Source organism: Stenotrophomonas sp. RIT-551 (assembly GCF_026241915.1).
Classification (GTDB): Bacteria; Pseudomonadota; Gammaproteobacteria; order Xanthomonadales; family Xanthomonadaceae; genus Stenotrophomonas; species Stenotrophomonas bentonitica_A.
In genome coordinates this window covers 124621-145603 of the sequence record NZ_JAPJIU010000008.1, presented here as the reverse complement: position 1 = coordinate 145603, position 20983 = coordinate 124621, and the positions used below count along the sequence as shown (strand labels likewise).

24 protein-coding genes and 1 tRNA gene are annotated in these 20983 nt (G+C 65.7%); 19 read left to right on the top strand and 6 right to left on the bottom strand.

The window, feature by feature from the left end:
- Positions 1-147 precede the first annotated feature (147 nt).
- Positions 148-1455: an oligosaccharide flippase family protein gene (locus tag ORK51_RS11780; RefSeq protein ID WP_266085024.1), complete on the bottom strand. Its 1308-nt coding sequence runs from the start codon at positions 1453-1455 to the stop codon at positions 148-150.
- Between the two features lies 1 nt (position 1456).
- Entirely contained in the window at positions 1457-2440 is a 984-nt protein-coding gene (locus ORK51_RS11775; RefSeq protein ID WP_266085023.1) for a glycosyltransferase family protein, read from the bottom strand.
- 516 nt (positions 2441-2956) lie between these two features.
- On the opposite strand from ORK51_RS11775, the gene ORK51_RS11770 reads away from it, so the two are divergent.
- A tRNA-Arg gene (locus tag ORK51_RS11770) sits at positions 2957-3033 on the top strand.
- A 95-nt stretch (positions 3034-3128) separates the two neighbouring features.
- Here ORK51_RS11770 and ORK51_RS11765 read toward each other — a convergent pair.
- Together ORK51_RS11765 and ORK51_RS11760 are read right to left on the bottom strand one after the other, a co-directional pair.
- Complete coding sequence (locus ORK51_RS11765; RefSeq protein WP_019183030.1) at positions 3129-3293, bottom strand: hypothetical protein; 165 nt, start codon at positions 3291-3293, stop codon at positions 3129-3131.
- Between the two features lie 17 nt (positions 3294-3310).
- Entirely contained in the window at positions 3311-3682 is a 372-nt protein-coding gene (locus tag ORK51_RS11760; protein ID WP_046272592.1) for a hypothetical protein, read from the bottom strand.
- 156 nt (positions 3683-3838) lie between these two features.
- Here ORK51_RS11760 and ORK51_RS11755 point away from each other — a divergent pair, with 156 nt between their 5' ends.
- The 10 genes from ORK51_RS11755 to ORK51_RS11710 all read left to right on the top strand — a co-directional run bounded on the left by ORK51_RS11755 (position 3839) and on the right by ORK51_RS11710 (position 10427).
- A complete protein-coding gene (locus ORK51_RS11755) occupies positions 3839-4327 on the top strand; it encodes a DUF421 domain-containing protein (protein WP_070473017.1) in 489 nt (162 codons plus the stop codon).
- 92 nt (positions 4328-4419) lie between these two features.
- A complete protein-coding gene (locus tag ORK51_RS11750) occupies positions 4420-4659 on the top strand; it encodes a hypothetical protein (protein WP_070427253.1) in 240 nt (79 codons plus the stop codon).
- Between the two features lie 190 nt (positions 4660-4849).
- Positions 4850-6013, top strand: coding sequence for a zinc-dependent alcohol dehydrogenase (locus ORK51_RS11745; RefSeq protein ID WP_019183026.1), 1164 nt, complete (start codon positions 4850-4852; stop codon positions 6011-6013).
- Position 6014: 1 nt separating this feature from the next.
- Complete coding sequence (locus tag ORK51_RS11740) at positions 6015-7007, top strand: acyl-CoA dehydrogenase middle domain-containing protein (RefSeq protein WP_266085022.1); 993 nt, start codon at positions 6015-6017, stop codon at positions 7005-7007.
- A complete protein-coding gene (locus ORK51_RS11735) occupies positions 7004-7753 on the top strand; it encodes a PIG-L deacetylase family protein (RefSeq protein WP_266085021.1) in 750 nt (249 codons plus the stop codon). Before ORK51_RS11740 ends, ORK51_RS11735 begins: the two co-directional genes overlap by 4 nt.
- Positions 7750-8337 carry a class I SAM-dependent DNA methyltransferase gene (locus ORK51_RS11730; protein ID WP_266085020.1) on the top strand — a complete coding sequence of 196 codons (588 nt, stop codon included), beginning with the start codon at positions 7750-7752 and terminating at the stop codon, positions 8335-8337. The genes ORK51_RS11735 and ORK51_RS11730 overlap by 4 nt, the downstream gene beginning before the upstream one ends.
- Positions 8334-9050: a glycosyltransferase family 2 protein gene (locus ORK51_RS11725; protein ID WP_266085019.1), complete on the top strand. Its 717-nt coding sequence runs from the start codon at positions 8334-8336 to the stop codon at positions 9048-9050. The genes ORK51_RS11730 and ORK51_RS11725 overlap by 4 nt, the downstream gene beginning before the upstream one ends.
- Positions 9050-9319 (top strand): hypothetical protein, encoded by a 270-nt coding sequence (locus ORK51_RS11720; RefSeq protein ID WP_266085018.1) that lies wholly within the window; start codon positions 9050-9052, stop codon positions 9317-9319. Before ORK51_RS11725 ends, ORK51_RS11720 begins: the two co-directional genes overlap by 1 nt.
- 169 nt (positions 9320-9488) lie before the next feature.
- A complete protein-coding gene (locus ORK51_RS11715; protein ID WP_019183020.1) occupies positions 9489-9938 on the top strand; it encodes a PA2169 family four-helix-bundle protein in 450 nt (149 codons plus the stop codon).
- 201 nt (positions 9939-10139) lie between these two features.
- The gene (locus tag ORK51_RS11710; RefSeq protein ID WP_046272599.1) at positions 10140-10427 is read left to right on the top strand and encodes a hypothetical protein; all 288 of its coding nucleotides are present in this window, start codon (positions 10140-10142) and stop codon (positions 10425-10427) included.
- 57 nt (positions 10428-10484) lie between these two features.
- On the opposite strand, the gene ORK51_RS11705 is transcribed toward ORK51_RS11710, so the two are convergent.
- On the bottom strand, positions 10485-10973 hold the full coding sequence (locus ORK51_RS11705; protein WP_266085017.1) for a GNAT family N-acetyltransferase: 489 nt from the start codon (positions 10971-10973) through the stop codon (positions 10485-10487).
- 90 nt (positions 10974-11063) lie between these two features.
- Between ORK51_RS11705 and ORK51_RS11700 the strand changes: the two genes are divergently transcribed.
- The 5 genes from ORK51_RS11700 (at position 11064) to thrC (ending at position 17890) form a co-directional block, all read left to right on the top strand.
- Positions 11064-11753: a helix-turn-helix domain-containing protein gene (locus ORK51_RS11700; RefSeq protein WP_070427259.1), complete on the top strand. Its 690-nt coding sequence runs from the start codon at positions 11064-11066 to the stop codon at positions 11751-11753.
- Positions 11754-11819: 66 nt separating this feature from the next.
- Positions 11820-12767, top strand: a complete 948-nt coding sequence (locus ORK51_RS11695; RefSeq protein ID WP_266085016.1) for a DMT family transporter — start codon at positions 11820-11822, stop codon at positions 12765-12767.
- Between the two features lie 347 nt (positions 12768-13114).
- Positions 13115-15637, top strand: coding sequence for a bifunctional aspartate kinase/homoserine dehydrogenase I (gene thrA / locus ORK51_RS11690; RefSeq protein ID WP_266085015.1), 2523 nt, complete (start codon positions 13115-13117; stop codon positions 15635-15637).
- Positions 15634-16566, top strand: coding sequence for a homoserine kinase (locus tag ORK51_RS11685; protein WP_070427262.1), 933 nt, complete (start codon positions 15634-15636; stop codon positions 16564-16566). The genes thrA and ORK51_RS11685 overlap by 4 nt, the downstream gene beginning before the upstream one ends.
- Positions 16567-16597: 31 nt before the next feature.
- Positions 16598-17890 carry a threonine synthase gene (thrC, locus tag ORK51_RS11680; protein WP_266085014.1) on the top strand — a complete coding sequence of 431 codons (1293 nt, stop codon included), beginning with the start codon at positions 16598-16600 and terminating at the stop codon, positions 17888-17890.
- 7 nt (positions 17891-17897) lie between these two features.
- Here thrC and ORK51_RS11675 read toward each other — a convergent pair whose 3' ends face one another.
- Complete coding sequence (locus ORK51_RS11675) at positions 17898-18659, bottom strand: Crp/Fnr family transcriptional regulator (RefSeq protein WP_266085013.1); 762 nt, start codon at positions 18657-18659, stop codon at positions 17898-17900.
- Between the two features lie 140 nt (positions 18660-18799).
- Here ORK51_RS11675 and hisS point away from each other — a divergent pair, with 140 nt between their 5' ends.
- The 3 genes from hisS (at position 18800) to ORK51_RS11660 (ending at position 20974) form a co-directional block, all read left to right on the top strand.
- Entirely contained in the window at positions 18800-20197 is a 1398-nt protein-coding gene (hisS, locus tag ORK51_RS11670; protein ID WP_019183010.1) for a histidine--tRNA ligase, read from the top strand.
- Positions 20198-20220: 23 nt separating this feature from the next.
- Positions 20221-20487, top strand: a complete 267-nt coding sequence (locus ORK51_RS11665; protein ID WP_266085012.1) for a hypothetical protein — start codon at positions 20221-20223, stop codon at positions 20485-20487.
- Between the two features lie 166 nt (positions 20488-20653).
- A complete protein-coding gene (locus ORK51_RS11660) occupies positions 20654-20974 on the top strand; it encodes a YerC/YecD family TrpR-related protein (RefSeq protein ID WP_266085011.1) in 321 nt (106 codons plus the stop codon).
- Positions 20975-20983 lie beyond the last annotated feature (9 nt).

Genomic DNA, 20983 nt, shown 5'->3' with positions numbered 1-20983 from the left:
TGCCCGAAGTATCCCCGACCTGTTGACAACTCTTCTCCAAACGATCTTCGTGATCCTGCCAGCCTGCCAGCCTGCCAGCCTGCCAGCCTGCCAGCCTGCCAGCCTGGCAGCCTGCCAGCCGACAGATCAGGGGTAGCGCTACGCACGTTAGCCTCTATAAAGCTCAACTGCAGCCAAGATCAGAACACCCGACATCGCGGGGGCAAGCTTGAGCATGAACGCGCCCAGTCCGCCATTGAGTACTTTGCGATGGAGGAGGTAGTAGGCCTGAAGAAAGTTAATGTGAAAAGATACAAAGAGCGCCCAGCAGAGCATTTCAACGCTACCAGTCGAGACTCCCCAGATGATGGCGCCCACATTGGTAATCGCGGAAAAGACACCGCACATGAACATTAGATCGGTGCGCCTAAAGGTTTGGAAGAAGCTGCCACTCGTCGAAAGGACAACCTGTACCGGGATGCTGAGGCTAAGCAGCCTGATGATTGGTACCGATGCTATCCACTGTTTCCCGAAAGCTACAACCACGATCGTCTCGGCCATGAAATAGATGCCTGCCGCACATGCCAGGGACAGAAGGGATAACTTGAACGCGAGATCGGTGTGGATGCCTCGCACATAGTCAGGATCATTGCTGTGTGAGCGCAGTACCGGCTGTATCGCAGGAGTCATTGCAAAGGTCAGCAACTGCAACGGATAGCGCATGAGCGAATATGATCGGTCATAGATGCCCAAGGTGGCAGCGCCCATGTGTTTCGCGATCAGAATTTTGTCGAGATTTCTTGAGAAATAGTTCAGGGCATTGAATGCCATCTGAAAGCCTGAAACACGAAGCAACGGCCTGACCGCAGAGAAGTGCGCTCCGGGCCTGGGGCGCCCAAAGTCGGTCCATTTCGTAAAGAAATGAACTGTTGCGTAGTTCACGAATGAGTACACTGGTAGCCGGAGGGCTAGCGCGTGAAGTGGTTCTATTGAAGAGCGCGCGATCAGTACGGTTGTAAGTGCGATGAGTTCTGCCACAACGCCAGACACCGCAAGCTGATAGAAGGACTGCTGGCGCTGAAGTGCGGAAATTGGGAAGATGCTCATCGTATTGAATATGAGCGCTATGCAGATGTATGGAACTACGCTACTTAGTGCATTTGCCTCGTAGAAGTACGTTATTGCTGGTGTGAGTGCCAGGAAGGCGGCGGCGAGGATCAGACCGGCGACAATGGTCAGCCCGAATATTCCATCCCTGTCCCTTTTTTCCAGCGCATCCAGACTAATGACGGCAGGAGCAAGCCCTCCGTCCGCCAGGAGCTGAAAGAAAAGATAGAACACCTGTACTGATGCAACCAGCCCAAACACTTCAGGGCTGAAGAGGCGTGCCAGGATCATCAATGACGCAAACTGGACGGCATACGTCAGGTACCTGCCACCCATGCTTCGGGCGATCGCGCGATAGATTTTGCTCATTTTATTTGTTCTTGCGTGAAAGCAGGTCTTTAAGTGCGCGTTCTACAGAAGCAGGTCCAAATTGCAGCTGCGCCGCATCCCGGATCAATCCTCGATTCGGAGGCATTGCGGTGGACACATGATTTGCAAGATCGGCTGGATTTTCCGCAAGGTGAATTCCTGGTTGTTGAAGCTCGGTTGCAAGCCATTTCAAGAACGGCGTCTCAACCGCAAATACGGGAATCCCAAGGCCTGCTGCGAAAAAGTAGCTGCCGGTGGCGATCATGTCCTTGCCGCTATGGGAAAGCAGGAGGCCAAGTGAATTGGCTACTAGTGCACTTGCTTCATCATCTGATAAGAAACCTATGCGAAGGTCAATGTTGCGATTATCGCAGAGCCTAATTAGTTCCGCTTTATACTGGGGATCGTGACAGGGTCCGGCGATTACAAGCTTTTGCTCAAGCGTGTAACTTTTGATTAGCTCGTGAATGCCTTTATAGCGTTCGATTCTTCCGAAGACGACGAAGTAGACGTCATTCGAATGTGCTACTTCAGGGGCCCTGTCGTGATACAACGGATGTGGGACGTATTTCCGTCTTTCGTTTGAGTTATGGCCGGAGTGAGTGACGCAGTCGTCAAATAAGATTTCGACGTGGTCCAGGAACTTGCGCATTTGTTCCCCAGCGCTGGCGGCGGCAGCATGGGGGTAATTATTATGGCGTACAAATATCGTCTTTCTTGCGAGAAGCTTTCCGTAGACGATGAGACCGGCCAGCTTCAATACACCCAAGGGAGACCACCCTCCCTTTTGGTTTACAATCTTGTTCTCTATCCAGTTGAATACCACAACGTCGTACTTTCTCAGGAACTTTAGGGGGGCGCGTACGAATGCCATTTTTGCAGGCAGATCGGCTACTTCGCCATAAGAGCTGAACGCCTCGGACATCTTTTGGGTGTAGGAATTCTGGCTTCCGGTTAAACCGGAGTAGGCGATCCGAAGTTTCATTCGTTGCTCAGCTGCTTGGAAGAGATGCCCTGCAGGGCATCTCAAGGAATGTATGGACATTTCAGGGCAGTTATGACCCGTCTGCGAACAGGCAGAGCGCGGGGTTTCGGCGCCGAGATGCTACGACACGGAGTGTTGTTGTCAGTTTTGATTGCCGTGACACTCATAGGATACCGCTCGAGCTCGCTCACTGGCATAGGTGATTTCAACGACGTGGGGCTGAAGGCGATTGGAGTCGGTCGGCGCCCGTGTGGGGTTGGCTACTCAGCACTCAAGGGATGACGGGGGCTACGCTGGCCCATGGTCGGATGCGGCGCGCCAAGCCTTGAGTGCCTGACAAAGCTGCACGGCAAGGGTTCGCATCGACTTTTCTTCACGCCGATCACGTGGGGGAACTCGCCTCACTGCATGCTGGTGGCATCTTCAGCTTTTGGCCTGATGGGCCCCGTACAACGGTGGTTGATTGGCCGGCGTGGTCAGGAGGGGTGGTTTCCTTGTATCCTTCACGCCGCGCACGGCCCCGTAGCTCAGCTGGATAGAGCGTCCCCCTCCTAAGGGGAAGGTCGCCCGTTCGAATCGGGCCGGGGTCACCATCCTTGCCCTTTCAGGGTTGTAGGACGCTGCTGGCGGAAGGTTTTATCGCGCTTGTCGTGAAGTGACGGGCTTAGGCGGTCCGTCACTTCAGACCTCAGACTTTCCCGGGCCGCTCATAATCCTCAGGCGTCGCCCCATGCTCCGCCTCTGGCATGTCCTTGTCCTTCCACCGGGCGTCATCGTTCCTCAGCTTGTCCGGGGTATGGCTCTTCTGCTGGTCATCTTCTTTCGTAGCCGGGGCTTGCGGTGTCGTGGTCATGACATGTCCTTGTTTGGTCAGCGATCCAGCGTCTGCTTGCCCGACGTCCCACCCTGGCCGAAATTCGGCTGGGTGATGCCGTCGTCCTCGCGCACGCCATCCGGTTCCCCTTCACCTGCCTTGCCACCCTTGCCGTGGCCGTGCTGGTTGTAGCCCTCGTTCTCCGTCTTCAGCCGCGCCGCATCCGGATCTTTTTCGTCCTTGTCATCCTTCGGCGGCTTGGCCGCAACGAACGGGGAGATCGGATCGCTCGCAGGGAAGGTCTCTTCCAGCGCTTCGTCGTGGTTCTCCGAGGTGCGCTGCTTGTCGACCTTGCCGTCCGCCGGAGGGCAGTTGTGGGTGGCATGGGCGTCTTCGGTGGAGGCGGGCGGGATTTTGTCGTGCTGCATGGCATATCTCCTGCGCAAACGGGTAGGGCGGTGATGCCCCGACGCTAGCCCTGCCGCTGTTACGAAGCGGCAGGTGTCCTGTGAAGGGCGGGTGCTCCCATGGGCTTCACCCGGGAGTTCCTATCGTCCAGACCTCGCCACACGGAGGCTGCAGCCATGCATGCGATGTTCGAGCTGGGAATGGAATGGTGGGAGTTCGTCGTCCGCGCGGTTGCGGTGTACGTGGTGGTGCTGTTGCTGACCCGCATGAGCGGAAAGCGCTCAATGGGGCAATCCACCCCGTTCGACATCCTGGTGATCGTGCTGCTGGGCACGGCCGTGCAGAACTCGTTGATCGGTGAGGACACCTCGCTGCCCGGCGGGCTCATCCTGGCTGCCACCCTGATCGGGCTGAACTGGTTCGTCGGCTTTCTGGGCGCGCGCAGCAAGCGCCTCAACGAAATCGTGGAAGGGGTGCCGGTAGTGCTGGCGCGGCACGGCACGATCTACTGGGACCAGGTGAAACGCTGCAATGTCAGCCCGGCCGATCTGGAGGTGGCGATGCGCGCCAACGGCTGCGAGGGCTTCGGGCAGGTGGACCTGGCGGTGCTGGAAACCTCCGGCGAGATCACGGTGAACAAGCGCCGTTCCGAAGGCGATGACTGAGCCGAGGCGTTCGCCCGGCAGCGGCGCCGTCGCTGGATGTTGACGGCGCGCCGCGTAGCGTCGAGCTCAGCCCTTCAGAAGGAACATGCGCGATGGACACGACAGTACGCAGTGGATCCACCTCTTCACTGGAGAGCGTGATCGCCCAGGTGCCGGACCCCACGCCGGACCCGATGCCACCCACGCCGCCAGTGGAAGCGCCCGGCCGTGGTGATCCGCCTGCCCAGGAACCGCCGCAGGAAATTCCACCGGAGGGTGATCCCGCGCCTGCCTCGCCGCCGCAGGAGTTGCCGCCGGATCCGGAAACACCCTCGGCGCCGCCGGCTGAGTAACGACCAGTGCGAGCGGCGCCTGCCGCCGCAGCAGAATGAATGATTCAGTCCTCGCGCACTGGCGAGCGCCCCGCGTGCCGGAGCTGCAGCGCGGCCCCTCTGGCGGGGTAGACACGCCGCACACGGGGCGGTCACGACGCTGCCACGCCGTACCACGTACCACAGAGGTACTTGGACAACGGAGTTTGCTATGCGCGCACTGACTTACCACGGCAGCAAGGATGTACGGGTCGATACCGTGCCGGATCCGGCGCTGGCCGCCCCCGACGACATCATCCTGCGCGTGACCGCCACGGCGATCTGCGGCTCGGATCTGCATCTGTACCGCGGCAAGATCCCGGATCTGCATACCGGCGACGTGCTGGGTCATGAGTTCATGGGCGTGGTGGAGGAGGTGGGCGCCGGGGTGATGGATCTGCGCCCGGGCGATCGCGTGGTGATTCCGTTCGTGATCGCCTGTGGTGAATGCTTCCATTGCCGTCTCGCCGAGTTCGCGGCCTGCGAGACGACCAACACCGGCAAGGGCGCGGCGGTAAACCAGAAGGGCATCCGCCCCCCGGCGGCGTTGTTTGGCTACAGCCATCTGTATGGCGGCGTGTCGGGCGGGCAGGCGGAGTTCGTGCGTGTGCCCAAGGCCAATGTCGGTCCGCTGCGCATTCCGGATGCGCTCGCCGATGAGCAGGTGCTGTTCCTCTCCGACATCCTGCCGACCGGCTACCAGGCCGCCATCAACGCCGGGGTGAAGCCCGGTTCCACGGTCGCGATCTTCGGTGCGGGCCCGGTCGGGCTGATGAGTGCGGCGTGCTGCCGCCTGTTGGGGGCGGAAACGATCTTCATGGTCGACCATCTGCCGTATCGCCTGGCCTTCGCGCAGCAGACCTACGGCGTGACCCCCATCGACTTCACCCAGGTCGAGGACCCGGCGGAGTACATCATCACCCAGACCAATGGCCGCGGCGTGGATGCCACGATCGAGGCGGTCGGCTTTGAAGCCGAGGGCAGTGCGCTGGAATCAGCATTGACCACCCTCAAGGTGGAAGGCAGCAGCGGCGTGGCGATCCGTCAGTGCATCGCGGCGACGCGTCGCGGTGGCACGGTGAGCATCCCGGGTGTGTATGCCGGCTTCATTCACGGCTTCCTGCTTGGCGATGCGTTCGACAAGGGCCTCACCTTCAAGATGGGCCAGACCCATGTGCAGAAGTTGATGCCCGAGCTGCTCGACCATATCGGCGAAGGCCGGCTGGATCCGGGCGTGATCGTGACCCACCGCCTGTCGCTCGAAGACGCCGTGCGTGGCTACGAGATCTTCGACCGCAAAGAGGAGGATTGCCGCAAGGTGATCCTGACGCCCTGATATGAATGCCGTGGCTTCTCTTGTGCCGCCGGAGCATCCCCAACCGGTGACCGATGGCGATGACCTGCAGGCCCAGGCCCGCACGTGGATCGAGCACCAGCCGTCGCTGCCGCGTCCCGGCAGCGGCGATACGTTGGTGCGCTGGCAGGCGCTGGCGCACATCGCCGCCCGCGATCTATGTCTGGCCAAAGTGCTTGAAGCGCACTATGACGCGCAGGCGATCCTGGAAGAACTGGGCGCAACCGCCCCGGACCGGGATCGGTTGGGCGCCGTGTGGGCGGCCGAAGGACCGGCGGCCACCCTGCGCTTTGATCGGGCCAGCGGCACGCTGTCCGGTGACAAGCCGTGGTGCTCCGGCGCCGGCTGGGTCGACCATGCCCTTGTGACGGTGCGCGATGACGGTCGCTCGCGTCTGTTCCTGGTGCCCGTGCGCCGGGGCAATGTGAGCTTCCTGCCACAGACGTGGCAGGCCACGGGCATGGGGCGCGTTCCCAGTGGCACGGCGCGCTTTGACCAGGTGCCGGCCGTGGAGGTCGGGGCGGCGGATGCTTATTTGCAGCGCCCGGGCTTCTGGCACGGCGGCGCGGGCATCGCGGCGTGCTGGTTCGGTGGCGCCAGTGCATTGGCCGAGCCGTTGCTGCGCAGCGCACGGGCCGATGAGCCGGGTACGGCATCCGGCCTGCTCGGCGAAATCGATCTGGCGCTCTCGCCCTGTGCATCGCTGCTGCGCGAGCTGGCCGCGTTGATCGATGCACAACCCGGGCTGCCGCATCAGCGCGAGATCGTGCGGGCACGCAGCGCGGTGGAGCGGGCTGCCTCGCTGACGCTGGACCGCGTGGGCAGGGCGTTGGGGCCAGGGCCGATGTGCATGGACCCGGCACACGCCCGGCGCTGGGCCGACCTGACGGTCTTCATCCGCCAGAGCCACGCCGACCGCGATTGGCAGCACCTTGGCAACCTGATGCATCGCGAGGGCCGCACGTGGACGCTGTGAATCGACAGATTGAAGGCGGCGGCGTCACCGAAGCCCAGTGGGCGGCATCGCGCTGGCTGCAGACGCTGCCGCGTGCATCCGCTACCGCGCTGTTCGGCGATGCGCAGCGCCTGGTGGTGGTGTCCCCGCACCCGGACGATGAAGTGCTGGCCTGCGGCGGCCTGATGGCACTGGCACACCAGTCCGGCCTGCGGGTGATGGTGGTCTCGGTCACCGATGGCGAGGCGTGCTATCCCGACCAACCGGCATGGTCGCCCGAGCGGTTGCGAACCGCCCGTGCGGCAGAGCTGGATGACGCGCTCCATTGCCTGGGCTTGTCAGGTGCTGAGCGGATTTCCTGGCACATCGGCGATGGCGAAGTAACGGCCAATGAGGCATGGATCGCCGCGCAGTTGGGGGCCGTGCTGCAGCCGGACGATCTGGTGCTGGCGCCGTGGCGTTTCGATGGCCATCCGGACCATGAGGCCGTGGCGCGTGCGTGCCTCCAGGCATGCAATGAGTGCGGCGCCAACCTGAAGGAATATCCCGTGTGGGGCTGGCACTGGCTGGACCCGCAGGCGGCGCCGACGGCCTGGGCGTCGGCCACGCGTGTTGCGCTGGATGACGCCCTGCTGGACCGCAAGCGCGACGCCATCCAGCAATTCGTGACCCAGACCGGCGCGGTGGAGGGGCTGGACTGCGACCCCATCCTGCCGGCCGCCGTGCTGCAGCGCTTCGAACGGAACTACGAGGTACTGATCGGATGAGTGATATAGCCTACTTCAACGCGCTGTACGAGAAGGACGATCCCTTCCAGTACCGCACCCGCTGGTATGAGCAGCGCAAGCGCGCGCTCACCCTGGCCAGCCTGCCGCAGGAGCGCTTCGCTCGTGGCTGGGAGCTGGGCTGTTCCAACGGAGTGCTTACCGCCGCTCTGGCCGAGCGCTGCGATCAACTGCTCGCGACCGACCTGAGCGAAGGCGCGGTCCTGGCCGCGCGCGCGATGACGCGGCGCCATGCGCATGTCAGCATCGAGCAGGCGCGTCATCCGCAGGACTGGCCGGCGGGGCGCTTCGATCTGATTGTGCTTGGTGAGATGGGTTACTACCTGTCGCCGGAGGACATGCAGCAAACCGCCGCGCAGGTGGTGCGGTCACTCACGCCGCAGGGCGTGGTGATCGCCTGTCATTGGCGTGTGCCGTTCGAGCAGGCACGCTGCAGCGCCAGCTTCGTGCATGGCCAGCTGGATGACTGCCTGCCACGGCTGTTTTCCTATCGTGACGAGGACATGCTGCTGGAAGGCTGGTCGGCCGATACCACCTCGGTGGCGGAGCGGGAGGGCCTGCGATGATCGCGGTGACCCTTCCTGCGCACAACGAAGAACAATTGATCGCAGCCTGCCTGCAGTCGCTCAAGGTGGCTGCGCTGCATCCTGCCCTGCGCGATGAGCAGGTGGTGATCGTGGTGGCGCTGGATCGTTGCAGCGACGCCACCGGGTGGATCTGCGAGCGCTTCGGAGTCGAGGTGATCACGGTGGATGCCGGCTGTGTCGGCGTCGCGCGCGCGGCGGCGAGTGAGCGCGCCCTGGCCTTGGGCGCCCGCTGGATCGGCTGCACCGATGCCGACAGCGTGGTCCCGCCGGACTGGCTTGCACGCCAGCTGCAATGCGGTGCGAGCGCGTTCTGTGGCGTGGTGGCCGTGGGTGACTGGCTGGACTATCCGCAGGCCGTGCGCGAACAGTTCCTGCAGGGCGAGCATGCAGTGGACGGGCATCCGCATGTACACGGCGCGAACATGGGCTTCAGCGCGGTGGCGTATCGGCAATGCGGCGGCTTTGCGCCACTGGCAACCGGTGAGGACGTCGCGCTGATCCAGGCCATGCACGGTGCCGGCATGCAGGTGGCGCGCCTGGCCAGCCCGCGGGTGATGACCAGCGCACGTCGGCACGCCCGTGCACCGCATGGCTTCAGCGAGTTCCTGCGTCGGCTGGAACAGCGTGTGGGCCTGGCGACGGACGAGGTGGTAGTGGGCGACGCGGCGCCGCTGTCGTTGCTGGCGCGTTGATGGAAAGCATTGACCTGCTTGGCTGGGCGGCGACGGCCGTGCTGATCGCCACGTTGTGGCGGCAGATCTGGAAGCAGTGGGTGGCTGACGATCCCGAAGCGGTATCGACGTGGTTGTTCGTCGGTCAGATCACGGCCTCGGTCTTGTTCATCGCCTACAGCGCGGCAACCGGATCGCTCGTCTTCGTCGTGACCAATTCCCTGATTCTGCTCACCGCCATTGCCGGGCAATGTCTGTCCTTGATCAAGCGCAGGCGGGCAGGGAAGTAACACGCATTTCGCGCCTCGACGACGCGCCGTGCACATCCATCGCGCAGTGCGTTGAGCTCGCTGAACACTCGCATTTCAGTGTCACGCCGACTTCATGGCCAATGCGGAAAAGTCGACTCACCCCGACAACAACACACGGGTCAAACCGGACCAACAGGAGTACATCGCAGTGAATACCGAATCGAAGACCGCGCATAACTTGAACGACCTGATCGAAATCGCCCGCGATGGCCAGGAGTTCTACACCGAGGCCGCAGGCAAGGTCGAAGATGCCGAGTTGGCGGCGCTCTTCACCCGTATCGCCGGTGTCAAGAACGAGATCGTCCGCTCGCTGAGCGCCACCGTTGTCGCCGCCGGCGGCAAGCCGGCCGACCATGGCACCTTCGTCGGTTCCATGCAGCAGTTCTACGGCAAGGTGCGCGCCACCCTGGGCGACAAGCAGTACGGCTACGTGGCCGAGCTGGAAGAATCCGAAGATCGCCTGCTGAAGGCGTTCAAGGACACCCTGACCGACGCCGACACCTCGCCGGCCGCGCGCCAGGAAGTCCAGCGCCTGCTGCCGCAGGTGCAGGAATGCCATGCCGTGATGCGCGACCGCAAGCACGCCATGAAGCACTGAGTTTCAGGCAGGCGGTGCGCTGGCGATTCCCCCACGGTCGCCAGTGGCCCGCTTCCTGAAGCGGTACCCGAACAGCCCCGGCCCTGCCGGGGCTGTTCGTTTTTGCCCGACACCGCCGGTGGCCGCCAGCGCACCGGACGGCCCCGAACGGTAGCGGGGGAATTGGTGCATACTCGGGACAAAGAGCCGCTTGGATTTGTCATGGAACACATGCGTTGGCTGACGCTTCGTCTCAGCAACAATCAATCCATCGGCCCGAAGGTGCTGATGGACCTGTGGGCCAACGCGTGCGAGACCAATCAGTCTTCGGTGACCCGCGAAACGCTGCCCGGGAAATCGACCTCCTACGCGCTGCATGCCCCCACCTCGCTCGCCTATCCCAAGCGCGCCGAGCTGCGCATGCGCAAGCTGCTGGAGGAGGCCGGGTACACGTTCACGCTCGGCTCGCTGGCCGACCGTCCGGCGCCGCAGCCGGTGCGCTTCCGCTGACGCCGTTCATCGGCCACGCATTCATTCACTACCCACCGGGCTGCCGCAGCAGCGCGTTCAGTCGATGCGGTCGGCGGCGACGCTGCGTACCATGATCCGCACCGGCATGCCGGCAGCATGCTGCAGCGATTCCAGCGGTGCCCAGCCCAAGCGGCGATACAGCCCGCCATCATCGGCTTCGGTCTGCAGGTAGACATCGCGTACCCCGAGCGCACGGCCGCGTGCCAGCAACTCCCTGATGACCGTCTCGGCCAGGCCGCGCCCGCGGTGCGCCGGATGCACGTAGACGCCCCCCAGCCAGTGCAGGCGTTCGGGGCGTTCGGTACGTTCATGGAACTTGAGCTGCGCCGCGGCGACCGGAACCCCGTCGTCCAGGGCGATCAGCAGCAGGGGCAACTCGTCGTCCTGCAGGAAGACTTCCAGCCGCTGCTGTTCATCGAGCAGGGTCAGGCCCGGTACGTGGCTTCCCCACTCCTGGAAATACCACTGGGCCAGCACGGGTAGCAGGTCGGGGCGGTCACTGAGGGGAACGATGCTGCAGGCCACGGTGAACGCTCCATGTTGTACGGGTCGGCCGCCATGGTACGCGGATGCGGTGGCTTGCAGCGCCCTTCGCCCCGCGCGCAGACTATCGCCATGCTTGCCAGCGCTTGCCACCTGCGGTGTTACGGAACGTCCAGCGATGTGGACCGGCATGACTTTGCGCAATGGGTGCTGCCGCTGCGCGGTGATCTGGAGTTTGAAGTCGACGCCTTCGGCGGCCGGCTGGATGTGCTGCAGGGGGCCTTCGTGGCGCCCGGCGAGGGGCATGCGCAGACCGGTGATGGCGAGCATCTGATGCTGATCGTCGATTGCCCGGCCGGGCTGATCGATGATGACACCCTGGAACATCTGCGCCGGCAGCGTTGGCTGGCCCTGCCGAAGCGATTGCGGCAGGGGTTGTCCGGCACGCCGCCGCAGGGCAGCGATGCGCTGCTGGCCACACTGCTGCAGCAGTACGCCCCCGCCGGCAGCGCGGCGCGTCTGCATGCCTTGTGCACCCGCTTGTCCGCCAACCCTGGCGCGGACTGGAACGTGGCCCGCATGGCCGCGCTGGTCGGCATCAGTGCCAGCCGCCTGCATGCAGCGTTCGTGCAGGAGTTCGGCGTGCCGCCGCACGCCTGGCTCAGTGCCTGCCGGCTGCGCTGGGCCAAGCACCGCTTGCTGACCAGTGCCGACAGCATCGCCACGATCGCGCTCGATGCCGGCTACTCCGAGCACAGCGCGCTGACCCGCGCCCTGCGCCGGGAGACCGGGCTGACCCCGCAGGCCTTCCGGCGGCAGTAGCCTGGGTCAAGACGCCGCCGGGCGCGGCTTCTACACTGCGCGGCCAATGCACATGCGTGAGCCGCAATGAATCGATCGATGGGAGTGGGCATCGCCAACGGCATCGCCGCCGGCGCGCTGTGGGGCGTGGTGTTCCTGGCCCCGGCGATGCTGCACAGCTTCAATGCGGTGCAGCTCTCGGCTGGCCGTTATCTGGTCTACGGCCTGATCGCCGTGGTGCTGCTGGCACCGCGCTGGCGGCAGCTCAAGGACCGGCTTGCCTGGCCCGAGTGGCGTGGGCTGTTGTGGCTGAGCCTGGCCGGCAACCTGGTGTACTTCCTGCTGCTGGCCAATGCTGTGCAGTGGGCCGGCGGCGCGGCCGCATCGCTGATCGTGGGCTTGATCCCGGTGGTGGTGACCCTGGCCGGCGTGCGCGAGGAGGGCGCCGTGCCACTGCGGCGGTTGGCGCCGGCGCTGCTGCTGTGCCTGCTTGGCGTGGCGCTGGTGGGCTATGAGGCCTTGATGGCCGAGCACGCACAGGGCTCTGCCGGGCGCCGCCTGCTGGGCCTGCTGTGCGCGATCGGCGCGCTGCTGTCCTGGGCGGTGTACTCGATCGGCAACAGCCGCTGGCTGGCGCGCCGGCCGGACCTGTCCGGGCACGATTGGTCGCTGCTGACCGGCATCACCACCGGCGGCCTCGCCCTGGTGCTGGTGCCCAGCGCCTTCCTGACCAGCACCACGGTGCATGCGCCCGGCGCGTGGCTGAGCTTCTGGCTGATCAGTGCGGGCGTGGCGGTGGTCGCTTCGGTGCTCGGCAACGCCTGCTGGAACCGTGCCAGCCGCCACCTTCCGCTGACCCTGACCGGCCAGATGATCGTGTTCGAAACGCTGTTCGCGCTGCTGTACGGGTTTGCCTGGCAGCAGCGCTGGCCGACCCTGATGGAAACCGTGGCCATCGTCTGCCTGATCACCGGCGTGCTGATGTGCGCGCATGCACATCGTCCGCCTGCCGCAGTGGCCGAGCATGTGGGATAGGGCAGCCCTTGCTGTATCTGGATGGTCACAATCGCAACTGTTTCGCCGACGATCGCGGCGGTTTACGTGCCGCGATCTTTTGCACCGCAGCACTTGACAAGCAGGGCGGCGGCGTAGTTCTCTTGGCCCATGGTCATCACCGCCGCCCACGTCCAGCTGCTCCTTCCCGCCTCCGCGGGCGGGCAGACCGTGTCGACCGGTACCACCATCATTACCACCGCCACCACTCGCCCGGTGCGGCCCGTCGTCTTCGCGTAATTTCCGAAAACCACGGCCCCGCACCCAGATCAGGTGGCGGGGGAAACTCTCAAGCCTGATATGCCGCGGGGCCTCGCATCGAGGTCAGCATGTCTTCTGTCGCCGCTTCCGCTCCACCCTCCGCCCAGCCTGCCGTCTCCGTCGCCTCGCGTGCCGGGGTGGCGACCGTCGTCCACAAGTTCGGCGGCACCTCGGTCGCCGATGCCGAGCGCTATCGTCACGTGGCCCAGCTGCTGCTGGCGCGTGACGAGGCGATGCAGGTCACCGTGGTATCGGCGATGAAGGGCGTCACCGATGCGTTGATCGGTGTGGCCACGCTGGCGGCCGAAGACGGCTCGGCCTGGCGCGAGCACTGGCATGCGCTGCGTGCCCGCCACCGTGGCGCCGCAGTGGCGTTGCTGGGCGAACACGCCGGCGCGACGGTGGAATGGCTGGACCAGCGCTTCGATCAGCTGGCCGAGGTGCTGGGCGCGCTGGCGGTGATCGGTGGCCTGCCCACCGAAGTGCTGGACCGGGTGCAGGGCATGGGCGAGGTGTACTCGGCACAGCTGCTGGGCCAGTACCTGCAGACGCTTGGCGAAGACTGCGCCGTGCTGGATGCGCGCGATGTGCTGGTGATCGAGCGCGGCGAACTGGGTGTGGACGTGGATTGGGTGCGCAGCGCTGAACGCCTTGCACAGTGGCGACTGCAGCATCCGCAATCGCGCATCGTGGCGACCGGCTTCGTCGCCCGCGACCGCCAGGACCGCATCACCACGCTGGGCCGCAACGGCAGCGACTATTCCGGCGCCATCTTCGCCGCCTTGTTCAATGCCGATGAGCTGCATATCTGGACGGATGTGGACGGCGTGCTCTCCGCCGACCCGCGGGTGGTACCCGAGGCGGTCCAGCTGGAAGCCCTGAGTTACGACGAAGCCTGCGAGCTGGCCTATTTCGGCGCCAAGGTGGTGCACCCGCAGACGATGTCGCCGGCGATCGAGCGCGGCCTGCCGATCATCATCCGCAACACCTTCCACCCGGACCATCCGGGAACACGCATCACCGCCGAGCGTACCGCCTCCGGCCCGATCAAGGGCCTGACCTTGAGCCCGGACCTGGCGGTCATCAACCTGGAAGGCACCGGCCTGATCGGCGTGCCTGGCACGGCGGAGCGGGTGTTCGCGGCGCTGCGCAATGCGCATGTGTCGGTAGTGATGATCTCGCAGGGGTCTTCCGAGCACTCGATCTGCTGCGTGGTGAAACAGGCCGAGGCGGTACGTGCGCGTGAGTCGCTGCTGCAGGCGTTCGCGCATGAGTTGAGCCTGGGCCAGGTGCAGCGCGTGCAGCTGACCGACAACGTGAGCGTGCTGGCGGCGGTGGGTGACGGCATGGCCGGGCAGCCGGGCGTGGCTGCGCGCCTGTTCGAGTCGCTGGGCCGCGCGCAGGTGAACATCCTGGCGATCGCGCAGGGCTCGTCCGAGCGCAACATCTCCGTGGCGGTGGACAGCCGCCATGCGACCAAGGCCCTGCGTGCGGCGCATGCCGGCTTCTGGCTGTCGCCGCAGACGTTCTCGGTCGGTGTGATCGGCCCGGGCAACGTGGGGGCGGCCCTGCTGGATCAGCTGCAGGCCGCCCAGGTGCAGCTGTTGGGCCGCGCCAATGTGGATCTTCGCCTGCGTGCGGTGGCCTCGCGCAGCCGCATGGTGCTGGACGAACGGGGCTTGAAGGGCGACTGGCGCGCGGCGCTGTCCGGCCCGGCGCAGCCGAGTGACCTGGAGGCGTTCACCGAGCATCTGCTCTCTGCCCACCTGCCGCACGCGCTGATCATCGATTGCAGTGGCAGCGCCGATGTGGCCGATCGCTATGCCGGCTGGCTGGCCGCGGGCATCCACGTGGTCACCCCGAACAAACAGGCCGGCGCCGGTCCGCTGGAGCGCTATCACGCGATCCGCGAGGCGGCCGCCGGCAGTGGCGCGCGCTTCCGTTACGAGGCCACGGTGGGGGCAGGGCTGCCGGTCATCACCACGCTGCGCGACCTGGTCGATACCGGCGATGAGGTGCTGGCGATAGACGGCATCTTCTCCGGCACGCTGGCGTGGCTGTTCAACAAATACGATGGCCAGGTGCCATTCTCCGATCTGGTCAGCCAGGCGCGTGGCATGGGCTACACCGAGCCGGACCCGCGCGATGATCTCTCCGGCGTGGATGTCGCGCGCAAGCTGGTGATCCTGGCGCGTGAGGCGGGCCGTGAACTCAGCCTGGAGCAGGTGCGCGTGGAGAGCCTGGTGCCCGAAGCGCTGCGCCAGGCCAGCGTGGAGGATTTCATGGCCGGCCTGCCGCAGATCGATGCGGTGTTTGCCGAGCGGCTGGCCGTCGCCAGGGCCGAGGGTGCGGTGCTGCGCTACGTGGCACGCCTGACCCCCGACGGCGCTGAAGTAGGACTCGTCGCGCTGCCGGCGGGGCATGCCTTCGCCAACCTGCGCCTGACCGACAACGTGGTGCAGTTCACCACGCGCCGCTACTGCGATAACCCGCTGGTCGTGCAGGGCCCGGGTGCCGGGCCGGAGGTGACCGCCGCGGGCGTGTTCGCCGATGTGCTGCGCGTGGCGGTGGGCGAAGGAGCGCGCCTGTGAGTCACGGCAGCAGCACTGAAGCACGTGCGTTCGCACCGGCCTCGGTCGGCAACGTGGGGGTAGGGTTCGATATTCTTGGCCACGCGATCGAAGGCGTTGGCGATACGGTCACGGTCCGCCGGATCGACGAGCCCGTGGTTCGTATCCACGCGATCCGCGGCACCACGCTCGACCTGCCGCTGGCGGCCGAGGACAACACCGCCGGTGCCGCGCTGATCGCGCTGCGTGCCGCCCTGGATCTGCCCTTCGGCTTTGCGGTGGAGATCGACAAGGGCATCGCCCTGGGCTCGGGCATGGGCGGTTCGGCCGCCTCCTGCGTGGCGGCGCTGGTGGCCGCCAATGCGCTGTTGCCGCAGCCGTTGTCGCGCGAAGCGTTGTATCCGTTCGCGTTGACTGGCGAGGCGGTGGCCAGTGGCGGCCGCCACGGCGACAACCTCGGGCCGATGCTGCTGGGCGGGCTGGTACTGAGCACGGCCGATCGCCTGGTGCCGGTGCCGGTCCCGGCGGCGTGGCACAGCCTGCTGGTGCATCCGGATGCGGTGCTGGAGACCCGCCGCGCACGCGCTGCACTGCAAGGGCATTACGCGCTGAGCGAGTTCGTCGCCCAGAGCGCGAACCTGGCACTCGTGCTCAGTGGCTGCTACACGTCCGATGCCGGGCTGGTCCGGGCGGGCCTGCGCGACGTGCTGGTGGAGCCACGCCGTGCCGGGCTGATCACCGGCTTTGCGGCGGCGCGCGATGCCGCGCTGTCCGCCGGGGCGATGGGCGCCAGCATTTCCGGCGCGGGGCCAAGCGTGTTTGCCTGGTTCGAACACCGCGAGGCCGCACTCGCGGCGCAGGCCGCGGTCCAGCAGGCGTTCGCCGAGGCAGGCTTCGACAGCCAAAGCTGGGTGTCGCCCTTGAATGCTCCTGCCGCCCGACTGCTGTGACGCCTCCACTCTTTCTACTTTGGGATCTCCGATGAAGTTTGTCTCCACGCGTCACGCTGCTCCCGCCACCTCGCTCAGCCAGGCGCTTGCCGCAGGCCTTGCCCCGGATGGCGGTCTGTATGTGCCCGAACACCGCCCGCAGTTGCAGAGCTGGTCAGCGCAGGCGAGCTTCGCGCAGACCGCGGCCGCAGTGCTTGCACCGTACTTCCAGGACGATGCCCTGGAAACGGTGCTGCCCGAACTCTGCGCGCAGGCCTTCAATTTCAATGCCCCGTTGCGCGCGCTAGCAACCGCCGATGACCATGTGCTGGAGCTGTTCCATGGCCCCACGGCGGCGTTCAAGGATTTCGGTGCGCGCTTCCTTGCGGCCTGTCTTGCCCGGTTGCAGCAGGGGCGCGAGCGCCCGCTGACGATCGTGGTGGCGACCTCGGGCGATACCGGCGCGGCGGTTGCTGCTGCCTTCCATCGGCAGCCGGGGATCCGCGTCGTCGTGCTGTACCCGGATGGCCGCGTCTCGCCGCGCCAGGCGCATCAGCTCGGCTGCTTCGGCGACAACATCCACACGCTGCGGGTGGCAGGTTCCTTCGATGATTGCCAGGCGATGGTGAAGCAGGCGCTGGGCGATCGTGAGCTGCAGGACGCGGTGCCGCTGAGCTCGGCCAACAGCATCAGCCTGGGCCGCTGGCTGCCGCAGATGAGTTACTACGCGCACGCCGCACTGCTACATCAGGCGCAGACCGGCCACGTGCTCAATCTGGTGATTCCGACCGGCAACCTGGGCAACGCGATGGCGGCCATCCTGGCGCGGACGATGGGGCTGCCGCTGGGGCAGATCGCCCTGGCGACCAATGCCAACGATGTGTTGCCGCGCTATTTCCACGGCGAGGCCTACCAGGCGCAGACCAGCGTCGCGACCATCGCCAATGCGATGGACGTGGGCGCGCCCAGCAATTTCGAGCGGCTGCGGTGGTTGTACAACGACGATGACGTGGCCCTGCGGGGCGCGTTCACGGCCGAAGCCGTGGATGATGCGGCGATCCGCGAAGTGATCAAGCGGCGCCATGACCTGCATGGCGAGGTGTTCTGCCCGCACACGGCGACCGCGGTGGCGCGACTGGAGCACCTGCGGGCTGCCGGCGTGCAGGGGCATTGGGCGGTGGCGGCCACCGCGCATCCTGCCAAGTTCGAGTCGGTGGTGGAGCCGTTGATCGGCCGGCCGTTGCCGGTTCCGCCAGCCCTGGCCGCGCTGCTGGAGCGGCCGGCGCGGGCCGAGGCATGCGCGCCGGCGTATGGCGCGCTGCGTGAGGTGCTGCTGCGCGGCTGATGCGGGGTCAGTAAGACTCGTCGGCCGACAGCTTCTGGAGACCGGCTTCGTCGAGGATCTCGACGGTGTTCAGATGGGGCAGGGCGATCAGGCCCTGCTGGCGCAGCTTGGTGAAGGTGCGGCTGACAGTTTCCATGGTCAGGCCGAGATGGTCGGCGATATCGCCGCGGCCCATCGGCAGGGTCACGCGCAGCCCCGGTTCGCCGAGCAACGCTTCGCGCGCGGCCAGGCGCAGCAGGAAATCGGCGACCTTCTCGGCCGGCTGCAGCCGGCCCAGCGCCATCGCGGCATCCTGCGCGGCATCCAGTTCCTGGCAGGCGCGCTGCAGCAGTTTCCGTTCCAGATGGGGGAAGCGCGAGCGCAGGTCCTTCATCTGCGGCAGGGCCACGCGGCAGACCCGGCTGTCGGCGATGGCCTCGATGTCATAGCGGTGGTGGTCGCTGCCGCTCAGGCCGAGGAAATCGCCGGGCAGCACGAAGCCGCTGATCTGGCGGCGCCCGTCGGCCAGCGTGCGGACCAGGCGCAGCGCGCCGGCCGTAATCGTATAGACATGTTGGCGCGGCTCGCCGGCACGGGCCAGGGTAGAACCCAGCGGCAGCTCCTGCGAGACGGTGACCCGCTCCAGCGCTTGCACTTCATCCGGCGACAGCGCCGAGCAGACCGCCAGGTGCCGTACCGAGCAATGCAGGCAGTCGCGCAGGGGCGAGCAACCGGGGGCGGCGGGGTCTTCAACAGCGGAAAGCGCGGTACCGGAGTGGGGCCGGGTCATGTCAGGTCAGCAAGCGGGGCCTGCCTATGATACTTCATGCCGCCATTGGCCCGGTCCTGACGCGGGATGCGGCCCGTCGCGCTGGCTGCGGCTAGAATATGCCGCTCGCTCATCCCCCCGTTTCCGCAGGAGTCCCGCAAGTGATCAAGCCCCGTACGCCGCCCGGCATCATGGAATTGCTGCCGCGTGAGCAGATCGCGTTCCAGCGCATGCTGGACGTCATCCGCCGCAACTACGAGCGGTTCGGGTTCCTGCCGGTGGAAACCCCGGTGTTCGAGCTGTCCGATGTGCTGCTGACCAAGTCCGGCGGCGAGACCGAGCGCCAGGTGTATTTCGTGCAGTCCACCGGCGCGCTGGCCAATGCCGCCGAAGCTGAAGAGAAGGCGCTGCCCGAACTGGCCCTGCGCTTCGACCTGACCGTGCCGCTGGCGCGCTACGTGGCCGAGCACGAACACGACCTGACTTTCCCGTTCCGCCGCTACCAGATGCAGCGCGTGTACCGCGGCGAGCGTGCCCAGCGTGGCCGCTTCCGTGAGTTCTACCAGTGCGATATCGATGTGATCGGCAAGGACACGCTGAGCACCCGTTACGACGCCGAAGTGCTGGCGGTGATCCATGCGGTGTTCGCTGAACTGCGCATCGGTGATTTCTCGGTGCAGCTCAACAACCGCAAGCTGATGCGCGGCTTCTTCGAAAGCCTGGGCGTGGCCGATGGTGAGCGCCAGCTGGCCGTGCTGCGTGAAGTGGACAAGCTGGACAAGCGTGGCGCCGATTACGTGCGCGAGACGCTGGTGGGCGAGGGCTTTGATATTCCCGCCGAGCAGGTCGAGCGCATCCTGGCTTTCGTCGCCGTGCGCTCGAGCAGCCATGCCGATGCGCTGGCCCAGCTGGACGCACTGCTGGCCGATGCGGCTGCCAGCGAGACGCTCAAGCAGGGCGTGGCCGAGCTGCGCGAAGTGCTGCAGCTGGTCAAGGCGCTGGGCGTGCCGGAAACCGCGTACTGCCTGAACTTCTCGATCGCGCGCGGCCTGGACTACTACACGGGCACGGTCTACGAGACCACGCTGACCGACCACCCGCAGATCGGCTCGATCTGCTCGGGTGGCCGTTACGAAGACCTGGCCAGCCACTACAGCAAATCCAAGCTGCCGGGCGTGGGCATCTCCATCGGCCTGACCCGCCTGTTCTGGCAGTTGCGCGAGGCCGGCCTGATCGCCGGTATCGAGGACAGCAGCGTGCACGCGCTGGTGGCCTTGATGGACGACAACGGCCTGCCGGAGTCGCTGGATATCGCCCGCCGCCTGCGCGTGGGCGGCATCAATGCCGAAGTGCAGATGGAGCCGAAGAAGATCGGCAAGCAGTTCCAGTACGCGGCAAAGGCGGGTATCCGTTTCGTCGTGCTGGCCGGTGAGGATGAGCTGGCGCGTGGTGTGGTGGCGGTCAAGGACCTGCTGCGTGAGCAGCAGTTCGAGGTCGCCCGCGACGAATTGGCCAGCGCGCTGCAGGTCGAGCTGGAGCAGGCCAAGGCGATGGCGTGAAGCGGCTGGGAGCGGGGGCACTGATGGTGCTCCTGCTCGCCGGCTGCCAGAGCGATCCGCAGCTGCGCAGCAAGCGGATCAGCCCCGGGCATTACCGGTTGACGGTCGACCGCTGCCACATGGTTGACCCGCAGTTGTTGGAACACGACCTGCGCGAACTGGCCAGCAGCGTCTGCCCCAAGGGTGCGGGCCCGCTGGAAGCGCTGGAGTCGCTTCCCAGCCGCCAGGGGGGCCTGCTTGGCGAATGCCTGCGCAGCGGTGCCCTGCGTGCCGAGGTCCGCTGCCGGTAGGTGCCGACCGCTGGTCGTCACGCTTCTCCGTGGATACCCATCCAACGCCCGCCAACGCGGGCGTTGGTCGTTTCCAGACCCTGAACCGGCCCATTCCGCCTGCGCGGCGGTTTGACCGTGCGCCGTCATTTGCGCTAATGTAATAGCACGCTATTACATTGATACGATGAAACTACGTCCGATCCCCCGCGAAAAAGATGCCCAGGCCGATCTGGCCTCGCTGGCGCGTGCTTTTGCTGCCCTGTCCGATCCGGAGTCAGTCACCGCGTTCCTGCGCGACCTGTGCACGCCTGCCGAGCTGGAGGCGCTGTCCGACCGCTGGAAAGTGGTGCCGTTGCTGCAGCAGGGCGTGCCGTATCGCGAGATCCATGAGTTGACCGGGGTCAGCGTGACCACCACCGGGCGCGTGGCGCGCTCGCTGGACCACGGCCACGGCGGCTATGCCGCCGCCATCGCCGCCACGCCGTCCTCCCCCGAATCCGAGTAGAGACCTCCC

Bases quoted from the DNA above. Each gene is read 5' to 3' on its own strand.
- thrC (WP_266085014.1), top strand. From the start codon at position 16,598: ATGAAGTTTGTCTCCACGCGTCACGCTGCTCCCGCCACCTCGCTCAGC.
- ORK51_RS11765 (WP_019183030.1), bottom strand. From the start codon at position 3,293: ATGACCACGACACCGCAAGCCCCGGCTACGAAAGAAGATGACCAGCAG.
- ORK51_RS11760 (WP_046272592.1), bottom strand. From the start codon at position 3,682: ATGCAGCACGACAAAATCCCGCCCGCCTCCACCGAAGACGCCCATGCC.
- ORK51_RS11665 (WP_266085012.1), top strand. From the start codon at position 20,221: ATGGTGCTCCTGCTCGCCGGCTGCCAGAGCGATCCGCAGCTGCGCAGC.
- ORK51_RS11725 (WP_266085019.1), top strand. From the start codon at position 8,334: ATGATCGCGGTGACCCTTCCTGCGCACAACGAAGAACAATTGATCGCA.
- ORK51_RS11745 (WP_019183026.1), top strand. From the start codon at position 4,850: ATGCGCGCACTGACTTACCACGGCAGCAAGGATGTACGGGTCGATACC.
- ORK51_RS11700 (WP_070427259.1), top strand. From the start codon at position 11,064: ATGCTTGCCAGCGCTTGCCACCTGCGGTGTTACGGAACGTCCAGCGAT.
- ORK51_RS11695 (WP_266085016.1), top strand. From the start codon at position 11,820: ATGAATCGATCGATGGGAGTGGGCATCGCCAACGGCATCGCCGCCGGC.
- thrA (WP_266085015.1), top strand. From the start codon at position 13,115: ATGTCTTCTGTCGCCGCTTCCGCTCCACCCTCCGCCCAGCCTGCCGTC.
- ORK51_RS11710 (WP_046272599.1), top strand. From the start codon at position 10,140: ATGGAACACATGCGTTGGCTGACGCTTCGTCTCAGCAACAATCAATCC.
- ORK51_RS11660 (WP_266085011.1), top strand. From the start codon at position 20,654: ATGAAACTACGTCCGATCCCCCGCGAAAAAGATGCCCAGGCCGATCTG.
- ORK51_RS11730 (WP_266085020.1), top strand. From the start codon at position 7,750: ATGAGTGATATAGCCTACTTCAACGCGCTGTACGAGAAGGACGATCCC.
- ORK51_RS11755 (WP_070473017.1), top strand. From the start codon at position 3,839: ATGCATGCGATGTTCGAGCTGGGAATGGAATGGTGGGAGTTCGTCGTC.
- ORK51_RS11775 (WP_266085023.1), bottom strand. From the start codon at position 2,440: ATGAAACTTCGGATCGCCTACTCCGGTTTAACCGGAAGCCAGAATTCC.
- ORK51_RS11675 (WP_266085013.1), bottom strand. From the start codon at position 18,659: ATGACCCGGCCCCACTCCGGTACCGCGCTTTCCGCTGTTGAAGACCCC.
- ORK51_RS11750 (WP_070427253.1), top strand. From the start codon at position 4,420: ATGGACACGACAGTACGCAGTGGATCCACCTCTTCACTGGAGAGCGTG.
- ORK51_RS11780 (WP_266085024.1), bottom strand. From the start codon at position 1,455: ATGAGCAAAATCTATCGCGCGATCGCCCGAAGCATGGGTGGCAGGTAC.
- ORK51_RS11720 (WP_266085018.1), top strand. From the start codon at position 9,050: ATGGAAAGCATTGACCTGCTTGGCTGGGCGGCGACGGCCGTGCTGATC.
- ORK51_RS11740 (WP_266085022.1), top strand. From the start codon at position 6,015: ATGAATGCCGTGGCTTCTCTTGTGCCGCCGGAGCATCCCCAACCGGTG.